13 protein-coding genes and 1 riboswitch are annotated in these 13,266 nt (G+C 71.5%); of the genes, 4 read left to right on the forward strand and 9 right to left on the reverse strand.

The features are described 5' to 3' along the window. Nucleotides 1-402: 402 nt before the first annotated feature. Together G3I40_RS25500 and G3I40_RS25505 are read left to right on the forward strand one after the other, a co-directional pair. Nucleotides 403-1,044 (forward strand): hypothetical protein, encoded by a 642-nt coding sequence (locus tag G3I40_RS25500; protein ID WP_343245016.1) that lies wholly within the window; start codon nt 403-405, stop codon nt 1,042-1,044. Nucleotides 1,045-1,462: 418 nt separating this feature from the next. Continuing rightward, on the forward strand, nt 1,463-3,325 hold the full coding sequence (locus tag G3I40_RS25505; protein ID WP_164304455.1) for an AAA family ATPase: 1,863 nt from the start codon (nt 1,463-1,465) through the stop codon (nt 3,323-3,325). 42 nt (nt 3,326-3,367) lie between these two features. Here G3I40_RS25505 and G3I40_RS25510 read toward each other — a convergent pair whose 3' ends face one another. The 9 genes from G3I40_RS25510 to G3I40_RS25550 all read right to left on the reverse strand — a co-directional run bounded on the left by G3I40_RS25510 (nt 3,368) and on the right by G3I40_RS25550 (nt 10,775). Further along, the gene (locus tag G3I40_RS25510) at nt 3,368-4,444 is read right to left on the reverse strand and encodes a hemolysin family protein (protein WP_164304456.1); all 1,077 of its coding nucleotides are present in this window, start codon (nt 4,442-4,444) and stop codon (nt 3,368-3,370) included. Further along, complete coding sequence (locus G3I40_RS25515) at nt 4,441-5,796, reverse strand: hemolysin family protein (protein WP_164304457.1); 1,356 nt, start codon at nt 5,794-5,796, stop codon at nt 4,441-4,443. The genes G3I40_RS25510 and G3I40_RS25515 overlap by 4 nt, the downstream gene beginning before the upstream one ends. Before the next feature lie 249 nt (nt 5,797-6,045). Continuing rightward, nucleotides 6,046-6,486: a PH domain-containing protein gene (locus tag G3I40_RS25520; protein ID WP_164304458.1), complete on the reverse strand. Its 441-nt coding sequence runs from the start codon at nt 6,484-6,486 to the stop codon at nt 6,046-6,048. A gap of 11 nt (nt 6,487-6,497) precedes the next feature. After that, nucleotides 6,498-7,346: an ATP phosphoribosyltransferase gene (hisG, locus tag G3I40_RS25525; RefSeq protein ID WP_164304459.1), complete on the reverse strand. Its 849-nt coding sequence runs from the start codon at nt 7,344-7,346 to the stop codon at nt 6,498-6,500. A 54-nt stretch (nt 7,347-7,400) separates the two neighbouring features. After that, nucleotides 7,401-7,673 (reverse strand): phosphoribosyl-ATP diphosphatase, encoded by a 273-nt coding sequence (locus G3I40_RS25530; protein WP_164304460.1) that lies wholly within the window; start codon nt 7,671-7,673, stop codon nt 7,401-7,403. Nucleotides 7,674-7,708: 35 nt separating this feature from the next. Then, complete coding sequence (gene ribH / locus G3I40_RS25535; RefSeq protein WP_164304461.1) at nt 7,709-8,194, reverse strand: 6,7-dimethyl-8-ribityllumazine synthase; 486 nt, start codon at nt 8,192-8,194, stop codon at nt 7,709-7,711. 45 nt (nt 8,195-8,239) lie between these two features. Continuing rightward, a complete protein-coding gene (locus G3I40_RS25540) occupies nt 8,240-9,520 on the reverse strand; it encodes a bifunctional 3,4-dihydroxy-2-butanone-4-phosphate synthase/GTP cyclohydrolase II (RefSeq protein WP_164304462.1) in 1,281 nt (426 codons plus the stop codon). Continuing rightward, the gene (locus tag G3I40_RS25545; protein ID WP_164304463.1) at nt 9,517-10,167 is read right to left on the reverse strand and encodes a nicotinamide mononucleotide transporter family protein; all 651 of its coding nucleotides are present in this window, start codon (nt 10,165-10,167) and stop codon (nt 9,517-9,519) included. Before G3I40_RS25545 ends, G3I40_RS25540 begins: the two co-directional genes overlap by 4 nt. Further along, nucleotides 10,164-10,775, reverse strand: coding sequence for a riboflavin synthase (locus G3I40_RS25550; RefSeq protein ID WP_164304464.1), 612 nt, complete (start codon nt 10,773-10,775; stop codon nt 10,164-10,166). Before G3I40_RS25550 ends, G3I40_RS25545 begins: the two co-directional genes overlap by 4 nt. 166 nt (nt 10,776-10,941) lie before the next feature. Continuing rightward, a riboswitch (FMN riboswitch) is annotated at nt 10,942-11,072 on the reverse strand. A 164-nt stretch (nt 11,073-11,236) separates the two neighbouring features. On the opposite strand from G3I40_RS25550, the gene G3I40_RS25555 reads away from it, so the two are divergent. Beyond that, nucleotides 11,237-12,136, forward strand: a complete 900-nt coding sequence (locus tag G3I40_RS25555) for an RNA polymerase sigma-70 factor (RefSeq protein ID WP_343245017.1) — start codon at nt 11,237-11,239, stop codon at nt 12,134-12,136. A gap of 105 nt (nt 12,137-12,241) precedes the next feature. Next, complete coding sequence (locus tag G3I40_RS25560) at nt 12,242-12,976, forward strand: NAD(P)H-binding protein (RefSeq protein ID WP_164304465.1); 735 nt, start codon at nt 12,242-12,244, stop codon at nt 12,974-12,976. Nucleotides 12,977-13,266 lie beyond the last annotated feature (290 nt).

The raw sequence follows: 13,266 nt of genomic DNA on the forward strand, positions 1-13,266 counted from the left end.
GCCCGCGGCGCCCGTCGTGGCGGCGAGCGCGACGCCTGCGGCCGCGGCGAGCAGGGTTCTGCGGGACGGTCGGGAGTCGGGATCGGTTCGGGTCATCGGGTGGATCCCCCAGTCGGCGGGTCGGGCGGTCGGGACGGACGGGCCAGGTGCGGGCCCGGAGCTGTCTTCGCACTCCCCCGACGCCCGGAGCGGCCTCGCGGGCGGCATCTCCCCGCGTGGGCCGGGGGCGGGCAGGTGAAGACAGTCCCTGGTGGAACAGTGCGCCAACTATGGCCGCAGGAGCGGGATTTCCACCAGCGTTTCGAGGTCCCGGACCCGGACCAATATTGGTCTCCACCACTGGCATGACCTGCGGCGCGGTGCCTCAAACCCGTTCGGGCCACGCGACGTACCCTTACGGCCGTGAGCTATCTGCCCGTCCCTCTCGTCCCGTACGCCGCGCGCGTCCGCCGGCTGCCCACGTCGCTCGGCCCCGTGCGCCTGATCGGTGTCGACGGGCATGCGGGCTCCGGGAAGTCGACCTTCGCGAGCCGGCTCGCCGCGGCGCTCGGCGGGGCGCCGGTGCTGCGCCTCGACGACATCGCGAGCCACGACGCCCTCTTCGACTGGACCGAGCGACTGCGCGAGCAGGTACTGACCCCGCTGGCCCGCGGCGAGGCCGCGCACTACGAGACGTACGACTGGCACACCCGTCGCTTCGACGGCACGCGCACACTCCCGCCCGCGGACGTGATCCTGATCGAGGGCGTGGGCGCGGGCCGGCGCGCCCTGCGGCCTTGCCTGGCACGGCTGTTGTGGATGGAGATGTCGCATGAGGCGTCCTGGGCGCGCGGGAGGGAACGGGACGGTGCGGCGCAGCGGGACTTCTGGGACGGCTGGATCCCGGCGGAGCGCGAGCACTTCGACGAGGATCCGTCGCGGCCCTTCGCTGAAGAATTGGTAAGAGAGTGCCCCGAGGGATACGAGATGCGCGAGGGGCCTGGTGGGGCCGCACAGACCCGCCACTCCGTCACTCAGGGTGAGGGACCGCCAGCGGTGTGCTGAACCCCTTGAATCGGCCTTCCGCCAGTTTCCGCGAGTGCCTCAACTCGGCTTGACCCAGGGGCCGTACAGGACTTACGTTCTCAATGTGCGGCCTTTCGGGGTCGCCCGCAGACGCGAAGCCCCCGGTTGTTCCCCCGTGATCGGGGGCTTCGTTCTGCCCGCAATGCCCTTTCCCGAGTGCGCCGAGACGCTCCGCGTTCACCCTGGGTCACCAAGCGGCACCGCGTCCACCTGCGGCCCAATCCCCCGTCGGCGCACCGGCGCACGGCGTTTTCGCCCTGTCGCGCCCTACGGCTGACCAGGCCCTCGCAGGTACGATGCCTTTCGGTGCGGCCTACGGACGGCTCGCTGTCCGCACCGTGACAACTCCCGTCCATGACAGAGCGGTTCATCGGGGGCACGGTTTGTGGGGGACGTGATGGACTTCGGCACTGGTGCGCCGTCGGGCCCGGCCGACCTCGCCTGGCTGCGGGGCGTCGACGCGTACACGATGGGCGCGTATCCGCAGGCGGAGGAGGAGTTCCGTGCTGCCGTGCGGATGGATCCGGGGATGGCCGACGGCTGGCTCGGACTGCACGCGCTGCGCATCGACACGACGACGGCGCTGCTGCGGATGTTCCGCCACCGCGACCGCTTCGGAGAACAGCGCACCCGGCACCGGCGCACCCTCAACTCCTGGTACTGGCTTGGCTGGTGGGTGCAGCCGGTGCTGGAGCGGCCGCGCGATCTGTTATTGGCGCACGCCTCGCACTGGCTCGACGGGCGCCATGTCCCGGAGCTGGACCGGGCCTTGGCCACGCTGCCGCCGGTCGACGCGGATCCGCAGGTGCGGTTCCTGCACGCGTGCCGGGCGTATCTGGTCAAGGACTGGGAGCAGTTGGTCCGGTACACGGACTCGTTGATCGACGATCCGATGCTCGGCATCGAGGCCGGACTCTTCGGCGGGATGGCGCGGGTGCGCCTGGAGATGTACGGCCAGGCGGAGCCGCTGCTGTCCTCGGCGCTGATGCGCTGCCGCAGCGAGCAGCCACAGCGCAAGGAACTGCGGTACTGGCTGGCCAGATCCCATGAGGGCACGGGCCGTTCGGCCGCCGCGCTGCCGCTGTACCGGGCGGTGCACCGCGTCGACCCCTCCTTCATGGACACTTCCGCACGGCTCGCGGCCATCGCCGAGGGCGACGGGTACGGGGATCTCGGGGACGGCGCGGATCTGGCACCGCTGACCCTGACGGGGTATCAGGACGGCCTGGACGGCGCCGAGTCGGGCGATCCGCTGTACGCCAGCGACGGCCTCGACCTGAAGGTCACCGAGCCCGACCTGCCGCCGCCGGGCAGCGCGACGGAGGACCCCGACATGGTGCGGGAGAAGGCCGTGGTGCCGGTGTCGCCGCCGCTGCCGGCCGGGCCTGCCGATCCGGTGCTCCTGGAGGAGGCGCTCTCCGAGCTGGAGCTGATGGTGGGCCTGGAGCCCGTGAAGCGGCAGGTCAAGGCCCTCTCCGCGCAGTTGAACATGGCGCGGCTGCGCACCGGGCAGGGCCTGCCCGTCCAGCCGCCGAAACGCCACTTCGTCTTCTCCGGCCCCTCCGGCACCGGCAAGACCACCGTCGCCCGCATCCTCGGCCGGGTCTTCTACGCCCTCGGACTGCTCGGCGGCGACCACCTGGTGGAGGCGCAGCGGGCGGACCTGGTCGGCGAGTACCTGGGCCAGACCGCGGTGAAGGCCAACGAACTGATCGACTCGGCGCTCGGCGGGGTGCTCTTCGTCGACGAGGCGTACGCCCTGTCCAACTCCGGTTACGGCAAGGGCGACGCGTACGGCGACGAGGCGCTGCAGGTGCTGCTGAAGCGGGCCGAGGACAACCGCGACCACCTCGTGGTGATCCTGGCCGGCTACCCGGAGGGCATGGACCGGCTGCTCGCCGCGAACCCCGGGCTCTCCTCCCGCTTCACGTCGCGCGTCGACTTCCCCTCGTACCGCCCCCTCGAACTGACCTCGATCGGCGAGGTGCTGGCCGCCGAGAACGGGGACGCGTGGGACGAGGAGGCGCTGGACGAGCTGCGTTCGATCGCCGGGCACGTGGTGGACCAGGGCTGGATCGACGAGCTCGGCAACGGGCGGTTCCTGCGGACGCTGTACGAGAAGTCGTGCGCCTACCGGGACCTGAGGCTGACGGGGTACCTGGTCGAGCCGTCCCGGGACGACCTGGCCACGCTGCGGCTGCCCGATCTGATGCAGGCCTACGGAGAGGTCCTCTCCGGGCGGGGGCCGACGGGGCTGTGACGGACGGCCGTGGGGCCCGCCCGGAGCGGGCCCCACGCCTCCTTACGTGAACGCCTCCTGCTTCTTGCGGGCCTCGGGCACCTGCGCCTCCTCGCGGTGCGCCGGGTCCCGGACCTCGCCCACCAGCAGCTGCAGTACGTCCTCCAGGGCCACGAGCCCGAGCACGCGGCCCGTGGCGTCCGCGACCTGGGCCAGATGCGTCGCGGCCCGGCGCATCACGGTGAGGGCGTCGTCCAGGGGCAGCTCGGCGCGCAGCGTCGTCATGGGCCGCCAGATCTGCTGCGGGACCGCACGGTCGATGTCGGGGCCCTCGATCAGGTCCAGGACGTCCTTGACGTGCAGATACCCCATGAAGGCGCCGCCGTCGGCGCAGAGCGGGAAGCGGGAGAAGCCGGTACGGGCCGTCAGGGCGATGATCTCGGCCGGAGTGACCGCGGGGCCGACCGTGACCAGCTCCGCGCGGTCCAGGAGAACATCCGTCACCGGGCGGGAGCCCAGCTCCAGCGCGTCCTCCAGACGTTCCTGTTCCTCCGGGCCGAGCAGACCGGCCTGACCGGAGTCCTCCACCAGACGGTTGAGCTGCTCGCTGGTGAAGACCGCCTCGACCTCGTCCTTCGGCTCCACCCGGAACAGCTTCAGGACCAGCCGGGCGCAGGCGCCCAGCGCGATCGTGACGGGCTTGCACAGGCGGGCGAAGGCGACGAGCCCCGGGCTGAACCACAGCGCGGTCCGCTCGGGCGCGGCCATCGCCAGGTTCTTCGGCACCATCTCGCCGATGACCAGATGCAGGGAGACGACCGCCGCGAGCGCGATGACGTAGCCCAGCGGGTGGATCATGCCGTGCGGGAGACGGACCGCCTCGAAGAGCGGCTCCAGGAGGTGGGCCACCGTCGGCTCCGCCACCGCGCCGAGCGTCAACGAGCAGACGGTGATGCCGAACTGGGCCGCCGCCATCATCTGCGGCAGGTGCTCGAGCCCGTACAGGACCTGCTTGGCCCGCTTGCCGGGCAGCGGTTCGATCTGGCTGCGGCGCACCGAGACGAGCGCGAACTCCGCGCCGACGAAGAAGCCGTTGGCCAGGACCAGCAGGGCCGCGAAGACGAGTTGCAGGGCGCTCATCGGGCCGCCTCCACGAGGGGCTCGGCGGCGTGGGCGCCACCGGTGGTGTCGCCGGTGCGCACGAGGCGTACGCGCGCGGCGCGGTAGTGGTCGACCTGGCGCACGGCGAGCCGCCAGCCGGGGAGTTCGGCCCTGTCGCCGGGGGCGGGGATACGGCCGAGGAGATCGGCCACCAGTCCGGCCACGGTCTCGTAGGGGCCCTCGGGGACATCTAGTCCTATGCGGCGCAGGACGTCGACGCGGCAGCTGCCGTCGGCGTCCCAGGCGGACCGGCCGTCCTCGGGCGGCGCGGCCGCCAGTTCGGGCAGGTCGAGCCCGTCGTGCTCGTCGCGGACCTCGCCGACGAGTTCCTCCACGATGTCCTCCAGGGTGACGACCCCGGCCGTGCCGCCGTACTCGTCGACGACGACGGCCATGGGCTGCTCGCTGCGCAGGCGGGCGAGCAGCGGCTGGACGGGGAGGGTCTCCGGGACGAGCAGCGGCGCCTGCGCGATCCGCACGACGGGCGTGCGCAGCCGCTCGTGCGCCGGCACCGCCAGGGCGTCCTTCAGATGCACCATGCCGATGACCTCGTCGATCCGCTCCCGGTACACGGGGAAGCGGGACAGGCCGGTGGCACGGGTCAGGTTGACGACGTCCTCGGCGGTGGCGGATGCCTGCAGCGCGCTGACCTTCACGCGCGGCGTCATGACGTGCTGCGCGGTCAGTCCGGCGAGGGACAGGGTGCGCACGAACAGATCGGCCGTGTCCTGCTCAAGCGCCCCCGCCTGTGCGGAGTGGCGGGCCAGCGACACCAGTTCGCCCGGGGTGCGGGCGGAGGCCAGTTCGTCGGCGGGCTCCACGCCGAGCGCCCGCACGAGGCGGTTCGCGACGGTGTTGAGCAGGGAGATGACGGGGCGGAACAGGCGGGCGAAGACGTGCTGGGGGCCCGCCACGAAGCGGGCCACCTGGAGCGGCCTGGAGACCGCCCAGTTCTTCGGGACGAGTTCGCCGATCACCATCTGCACGGCGGCGGCGAGCAGCATGCCCACCACGACCGAGACCCCGCCGGCGGCGCCGTCGGGGATCCCGAGGGCGGTGAAGGGGCCGTGCAGCAGTTCGGCGAGGGCCGGTTCGGCGAGCATGCCGACGACCAGTGAGGTGATGGTGATGCCGAGCTGGGTGCCGGAGAGCTGGAAGGACAGCTCCTTGAGGGCGGCCACGACCGTGCGGGCGCGCCTGTCGCCGGCGGCCGCGGCCTGCTCGGCGTCGGGGCGCTCGACGGTGACGAGGCCGAACTCGGCAGCCACGAAGAAGCCGTTGGCGAGGATCAGGAGGAAGGCGGCCGCAAGGAGCAGCAACGGGATGGTCATGCCGCCGCCTCCACGGACGTGCGCGCACGGGGCGCGCTATGTCGGGAGGGGGCGGCGCAGGTACTACCGGACGATCCGTCCATCGCTGGAGGGAGTCACTCCTCGGTCAGTAGGATCCCCCGGCCGCCGGTCCGGGCGCGTCGGGGGCGGGGCGGCACACGCTGCGCGCCCCGCCACCAGATTAATCAAGAGAGGGGGAAGAACGTCAGGGGCTGCACCCCTGAGTCGAACCCCGCGTCGTGCCACGGGTCAGTCGGCGGCGCCCGTGCGGGTCTCGCTGAGCGCGCGCAGCGCCTTCGCGTCGCGGATCGCGCTCTGCCGGGCGATGCCGGGCTGGATGCCCATGGCCGCGAGGCTGGTGCCGTCGGTGAGGTTGAGGAACACCCACGGGTCGCCAGGCCGCAGGTTGACCTGGACGATCTCCGCCCAGGCCAGGCGGCGGCTGCGGGCGACGTTCACGACGGTGACGCCCTCGTCGTCGGCGACGACCTTGGGCCGGGCGAGCAGCGCGAGGACGCCCCAGAACAGGGCCGCGGTGAAGACGAAGCTGATCTGCTCCCCCGGGCTCATGCTGTCGATCGCGAGCGCGATGACGGTGATCACGACGAAGCAGGCGGCACCGAGCCCGTGCAGGATCGCGCGGGTGCGCCCGGGCCGGAAGGTGACGGGGAGCGCGGGGACGTCGGACATGATGCGGGTCCTCAGAGGCGGCAGGCGTGGATGGCCGTGGTGAGGATGGCCCGCGCGCCCAGGGCGTACAGGTCGTCCATGATGCGCTGCGCGTCCTTGGCGGGGACCATGGCGCGCACGGCGACCCAGCCCTCGTTGTGCAGCGGCGAGACGGTCGGCGACTCGAGACCCGGGGTGAGGGCGACGGCCTTCTCCAGGTGCTCGGCGCGGCAGTCGTAGTCCATCATCACGTACGTACGGGCGACGAGGACGCCCTGGAGGCGGCGCAGGAACTGCTGCACCTTCGGGTCGTCCGTGTCGGAACCCTTGCGGCGGACGACGCACGCCTCGGACTTCATGATCGGCTCGCCGAAGACCTCCAGGCCCGCGTTGCGCAGCGAGGTGCCGGTCTCCACGACGTCCGCGATGGCGTCGGCGACGCCGAGCTCGATGGCCGTCTCGACGGCGCCGTCGAGGTGGACGACGTCGGCCTCGACGCCGCGCTCGGCGAGGTACTTGCCGACGATGCCTTCGTACGAGGTCGCGATGGTCCGGCCCGCCAGGTCCGCGAGGTCCTTGACCGCGCCGGGCCGGGACGCGAAGCGGAAGGTGGAGCGGGCGAAGCCGAGCGGCAGGATCGTCTCGGCGTGGGCGCCCGAGTCGATCAGGAGGTCCTGGCCAGTGATGCCGATGTCGAGCTTGCCGGAGGACACGTAGATCGCGATGTCCTTGGGCCGCAGGTAGAAGAACTCGACCTGGTTGTCCGGGTCGACGGTGACGAGTTCCTTGGACTCCTTGCGCTGCCGGTATCCGGCCTCATGGAGCATCGCCGACGCAGGTCCGGACAGTGAACCCTTGTTGGGGACGGCGATGCGCAGCATGAGGTCGGATTCCTTTGCGTGAACGGGTGGGTGGGGCGAGCGCGGCGGGGCGCCTCAGAGGTGGGCGTACACGTCGTCGAGGGAGATGCCGCGAGCGACCATCATCACCTGGACGTGGTAGAGCAGCTGCGAGATCTCCTCGGCGGCTGCTTCCTTGCCCTCGTACTCGGCGGCCATCCAGACTTCGGCGGCCTCCTCGACGACCTTCTTGCCGATGGCATGAACGCCCTTGTCGACCAGCTCCGCGGTACGGGAGGTGGCGGGATCGCCGTTGGCTGCCTTGTGCCGGAGCTCGGAGAAGAGCTCCTCGAACGTCTTATTGGACATGGTGACGTCTACTTTACGCGGCTCTCCCCGGCCCCCTAACGCCAGGGCTCGGAGACCGTACGCAGCGTGGTCGCGGTTGCGACGGCGGCGGTGACCGCTTCGTGCCCCTTGTCCTCGTTCGAGCCCTCGATGCCGGCGCGGTCCAGGGCCTGCTCCTCGGTGTCGCAGGTCAGGACGCCGAAGCCGATGGGAACACCGGTCTCGACGGAGACCTGCGTGAGGCCGTTGGTGACGCCCTGGCACACGTAGTCGAAGTGCGGGGTGCCGCCGCGGATGACGACGCCGAGCGCGACGATCGCGTCGTAGCCGCGGCCGGCGAGGACCTTGGCGACGACCGGCAGCTCGAAGCTGCCGGGGACGCGCAGCACGGTCGGCTCGCTGATGCCCAGCTCGTTCAGGGCGCGCAGGGCGCCGTCGACGAGTCCGTCCATGACCTTCTCGTGCCACTGGGCGGCGACGACGGCCACGCGCAGGTCGCCGCAGTTCTTCACGCTCAGTTCGGGTGCACCCTTGCCGCTCACGCGCTTCTCCTCGTACGTACGTAGTTGATAAAGGGGGTTGCTGGCTTACTGGTTGCTGCAGGCCGACGTCTTGGGGGTCTCCAGCCAGGGCAGGTCGTGGCCCATCCGGTCCCGCTTGGTGCGCAGGTAGCGCAGGTTGTGCTCGCCCGCGGTGACGGGCATCGGCTCGCGGGTCGTGACGTCGAGGCCGTGCCGGGTGAGGGCGTCGACCTTGTCGGGGTTGTTGGTCATCAGGCGCAGGCTGCGCACGCCGAGGTCGTCGAGGATCTGGGCGCCGGCGGCGTAGTCGCGGGCGTCGGCGGGCAGGCCGAGCTCCAGGTTGGCGTCGAGGGTGTCGCGGCCCTGCTCCTGGAGCTCGTACGCGCGCAGCTTGGACAGCAGCCCGATGCCGCGGCCCTCGTGGCCGCGCAGATAGACGACGATGCCCCGGCCGTGCTCGACGATGCGGCGCATGGACTCCTCCAGCTGGGGGCCGCAGTCGCAGCGCAGCGAGTGGAAGACGTCGCCGGTCAGGCACTCGGAGTGGATGCGCACCAGCACGTCCGCGCCGTCGCCGACCTCGCCGTGGACGAGGGCGACGTGCTCGACGCCGTCGACGGTGGAGCGGTAGCCGTATGCCGTGAACTCGCCGAAGGCCGTGGGCAGTTGCACCGTCGCCTCGCGTCGGACCGTGGGCTCGGCGCTGTTGCGGTACGCGATCAGGTCCTCGATGGAGATGATCGTCAGTCCGTGCTTGCGGGCGAACGGGATCAGCTCGGGCAGCCGCAGCATCACGCCGTCCTCGCCGGCGATCTCGACGATGGCGCCGGCCGGCCGCAGTCCCGCGAGGCGGGCGAGGTCGACGGCGGCCTCGGTGTGGCCGTTGCGCACGAGGACACCGCCGGGCTTGGCGCGCAGCGGGAAGATGTGGCCCGGGCGGACGAAGTCGCCGGCCTGTGCCGTGCCGGAGGCGAGCAGCCGCAGGGTCGTCGCGCGGTCGGCGGCGGAGATGCCGGTGGTGACGCCGTGGGCGCCGGAGGCGTCGACGGAGACGGTGAAGGCGGTCTTCATCGACTCCGTGTTGTTGCCGACCATCTGCGGGAGGTCGAGCCGCTCCAGCTCGTCGCTCTCCATGGGGGCGCAGATCAGGCCGCGGCACTCACTCATCATGAAGGCGACGAGCTCGGGCGTGATCTTCTCGGCGGCGACGACCAGGTCGCCCTCGTTCTCCCGGTCCTCGTCGTCGACGACCACGACGGGGCGGCCCGCGGCGATGTCGCTGACGGCCTGCTCGACCGGGTCCAGGGTGAGGTCTTCCACGTCGTACAGGTGGGCTGCCGTACTCATGCGTGGGCTCCTTCGAGGGCAGGGGCGGGAACCGCGGCCGCGCGCGAGCGCAGCCACCAGTCGCGCATGCCCCACAGGACGAGCGCGCCGTAGATGACGTAGACGAAGCCGGAGAACGCGAAGCCGTTGGCGAAGTTCAGCGGGACGCCGACCGCGTCGACCAGAAGCCAGGCGAACCAGAACTCGACCATGCCGCGCGCCTGGGCGTACATCGCGACGACCGTGCCGACGAAGATGTACGCGTCCGGCCACGGGTCCCAGGACAGCGACGGGAACGCGGTGAACAGGCCGCCGACGGCGAGGGTGCCGAGGGCCGCGGCGCCGATCAGGACGCCGCGCTCGCGCCAGGTGGCGAAGCGGACGGCGATGGAGCCGTCCTGCGCCTGACCCTTGCCGCGGTTCCACTGCCACCAGCCGAACAGGGCGACGACGATGACGACGAGCTGCTTGCCGGCGCTGCCGGAGAGGTGGGCGGTGGCGAAGGCGGTGAGCAGGATCGCGCCGGAGATCAGCTGGGCGGGCCAGGTCCATATGGAGCGGCGCCAGCCGAGCGCGAGGGCGATCAGGCCGATGGTGTTGCCGATCATGTCCGACCACAGGATGTGCTGGCCGAAGACCGTGAACGCCTCGGAGTTGAGCCAGTTCACTTGCCGGCCTCCTTGGTACCGAGCATCCGCTCGACGTACTTCGCGAGGACGTCGACCTCCAGGTTGACCGGGTCGCCGGGCTGCTTGAGGCCGAGCGTGGTCAGCGCGAGGGTGGTGGGGATGAGGCTGATGGTGAAGTAGTCGACGCCCGCCTCGACGACGGTCAGGCTCACGCCGTCGACCGTGATCGAGCCCTTCTCGACGACGTACCGGGACAGCTCGTCCGTGAGCGAGACCTTGACGATCTCCCAGTGCTCGGAGGGCAGGCGCTCGATGAGGGTGCCCGTGCCGTCGACGTGGCCCTGCACGATGTGGCCGCCGAAGCGGCCGTCGGCGATCATCGGGCGTTCGAGGTTGACGCGGGAGCCCGGGGTCAGCGCGCCGAGGCTGGAGCGCTTGAGGGTCTCGGCCATGACGTCGGCCGTGAAGGTGTCGCCGTCGTGCTCGACGACCGTGAGACAGACACCGTTGACCGCGATGGAGTCACCGTGCTTGGCGCCTTCGGTGACGACGGGGCCGCGGACGCGGAAGCGGGATGCCTCGACCGGGCTGCCGAGGTTCTCGACGGCCGTGATCTCGCCCAGCTCTTCGACGATTCCGGTGAACACTTCCCGGGTCCTCCCTCATAGGGCATGGACTCCGGGGCACTGTCGTACGACGACGACAGAACGTACGGACGACGACACCGGGAGCGACGACGCCGGACGACGGAACCGCCACCCGAGGTGGACGGCACCGAAACGGACGGCGACGCGCACACGAGGTGCCCGCCCGCCGCGCACTGCCTCCCATCCGGACTTTAACCGTCGGTCCAGGAATTTCACCTGGTCAACCGGCCACTGGAAGTGACCGGGTCGCGGACTGTAACCGCCGGTTCGGACTTTCACCGACCCCGGAGTGCGCTGCTTCTGGTACACGGCCAGTGTGCCACGTCCGATCGATGTGCATGCATGCGAATACTGTGGGCTGACTCACAGACGGTGGCGATGGATATCGTCGCGGATCGGGAATACAGGCCAACGGGCAGGTCGGGGGCAGGGGTTGGCGTCCACTCTGACAGCCTGTGGGGGTGACGAACGACGTGACGACCGATGCGACGGCCGAGTTCGAGAGCCACCGCCCGCGGATGTTCGGGCTCGCCTACCGCATGCTCGGCTCCGCCGACGAGGCCCAGGACATCGTGCAGGACGCCTACCTGCGCTTTTGTGCCACCGAGCCGGGTTCCGTCGCGCACCCGGGCGCCTGGCTCGCCAAGGTCGTCACGAACCTCTGCCTGAACCGTCTCACCTCGGCCCGCACCCGGCGGGAGCAGTACGCGGGCCCCTGGCTGCCCGAGCCCGTGCTCACCTCCGACGGCACGCTCGGCCCGCTGGAGTCGGCCGAGCGGCGCGACGCCGTGTCGTTCGCGCTGCTGCTGCTCCTGGAGCGGCTGACGCCGACGGAGCGGGCGGTGTACGTGCTGCGGGAGGCGTTCGCGTACGGGTACCGGGAGATCGCCGACGTGCTCGACCTGGGCGAGGCCAACTGCCGTCAGCTGTACCGGCGTTCGCAGGCCCGGCTGGCCGCGCCCGAGGCCCGCTTCGCACCGTCGGAGCAGGTGCGCCACGCGCTGGTGGAGGCGTTCGTCGAGGCGGCCAGGGAGGGCGACCTCGCGGCCCTGGAGAAACTTCTGGCCGCCGATGTGACGTGGTGGGGCGACGGGGGCGGCAAGGCCTCGGCCGCGCGCCGGCCGGTCGAGGGACGCGAGAAGGTCCTGCGGTTCCTGGCCGGGCTCGGGCAGGGGATCGCCGCGGGGATGACGTACGCGGTCGCCGAGGTCAACGGCGCCCCGGCACTGCTCGTACGGAGCGGCGAGCGGCTCTTCTGCGTCGTCTCGTTCGAGGTGCGCGCCGACGTCGTCGTGATCGCGCGGGCGGTGCTGAACCCGGACAAACTGGCCTTCATGAGCCGACAGCTCGCCCGGCCCTGAGGATCGCCCCGGCCGGATGTCACATTCCCGCGGGCCCGTCGGTTCTCAGTCGGTGGCGGGCGCTCCACGAGGGAGTCCCCCGCGTACGAAAGGGCTGATGGAGCGATGACCACGATCCTGGTGACCGGCGGTACCGGAACCCTCGGGCGGCTCGTCACGCAGCGGCTGCGCGGCGAGGGGCACGAGGTGCGGGTGCTGAGCCGGCACAGCGAGCCGTACGCCGTGGACCTGCGCCGGGGCGGGCCGACGCTGGACCGGGCGGTGGACGGCGTGGACGCGCTCGTGCACTGTGCGTCGACGCCGCGCGGCGGTGACGAGCAGGCGGCCCGGAACCTGGTCGAGGCCGCGCAGCGGGCGGCGGTCCCCCACCTGGTCTACATCTCGATCGTCGGCGTGGACCGGGTGCCGTTCGGCTACTACGAGGCGAAGCACGCGGTGGAGAAGATCGTCGAGGGGTCGGGGCTCGGCTGGACGGTGCTGCGCACGACGCAGTTCCACGATCTCGTGCTCCAGGTGCTGGAGGCCTTCGCGAAGCTCCCGGTGATGCCGCTCCCCGCGGGCGTGCGTGACCAGCCGATCGAGGTGGCCGAAGTCGCCGACCGGCTGGCGGAGTTGGCGCTCGGCTCCCCTGCCGGGCGGGTGGCCGACATGGGCGGTCCCGAGGTGCGGACGTTCGCGGATCTGGCCCGTACGTATCTGAAGGCGACGGGGAAGCGGCGGCCGGTGCTGAGCGTGCCGCTGGCCGGGAAGGCGTACCGGGCGTTCCGCGAGGGCGGCCACCTCGCGCCCGGGCAGGCCGTGGGCAAGGGCACGTTCGAGGAGTACCTGGCTCGGCGTTGAGGCGGGGCCGGTCGATCGTCTGTCGGGTCGGCATCCCTCACCGTCCGCAGGTCGGCGGGGGCTGGTCGCGCAGTCGCCCGCGCCCCTGACCTGCGGGCGCTGCGCTTCCCCGAATGGAGGCCGCAGGCCTTCCCGGGTCGCGGGGAACTGCGCGCGAAGCCCCACCGGCCCGCACCCCGCGGCGGGACGGGACGCCCGGCGGCGACTACCCCGCCCCGAACACGTCCTCCTGAGCGGCCTCCCGCGCCATCAGCATCGCCCCGCGCAGCACCGCCCCGCCGCCGAGCAGG

It is taken from the genome of Streptomyces sp. SID14478 (genome assembly GCF_010548525.1).
GTDB lineage: Bacteria > Actinomycetota > Actinomycetes > Streptomycetales > Streptomycetaceae > Streptomyces.

Bases quoted from the DNA above. Each gene is read 5' to 3' on its own strand.
- G3I40_RS25505 (WP_164304455.1), top strand. From the start codon at position 1,463: ATGGACTTCGGCACTGGTGCGCCGTCGGGCCCGGCCGACCTCGCCTGG.
- G3I40_RS25510 (WP_164304456.1), bottom strand. From the start codon at position 4,444: ATGAGCGCCCTGCAACTCGTCTTCGCGGCCCTGCTGGTCCTGGCCAAC.
- G3I40_RS25515 (WP_164304457.1), bottom strand. From the start codon at position 5,796: ATGACCATCCCGTTGCTGCTCCTTGCGGCCGCCTTCCTCCTGATCCTC.
- G3I40_RS25520 (WP_164304458.1), bottom strand. From the start codon at position 6,486: ATGTCCGACGTCCCCGCGCTCCCCGTCACCTTCCGGCCCGGGCGCACC.
- hisG (WP_164304459.1), bottom strand. From the start codon at position 7,346: ATGCTGCGCATCGCCGTCCCCAACAAGGGTTCACTGTCCGGACCTGCG.
- G3I40_RS25530 (WP_164304460.1), bottom strand. From the start codon at position 7,673: ATGTCCAATAAGACGTTCGAGGAGCTCTTCTCCGAGCTCCGGCACAAG.
- G3I40_RS25540 (WP_164304462.1), bottom strand. From the start codon at position 9,520: ATGAGTACGGCAGCCCACCTGTACGACGTGGAAGACCTCACCCTGGAC.
- G3I40_RS25560 (WP_164304465.1), top strand. From the start codon at position 12,242: ATGACCACGATCCTGGTGACCGGCGGTACCGGAACCCTCGGGCGGCTC.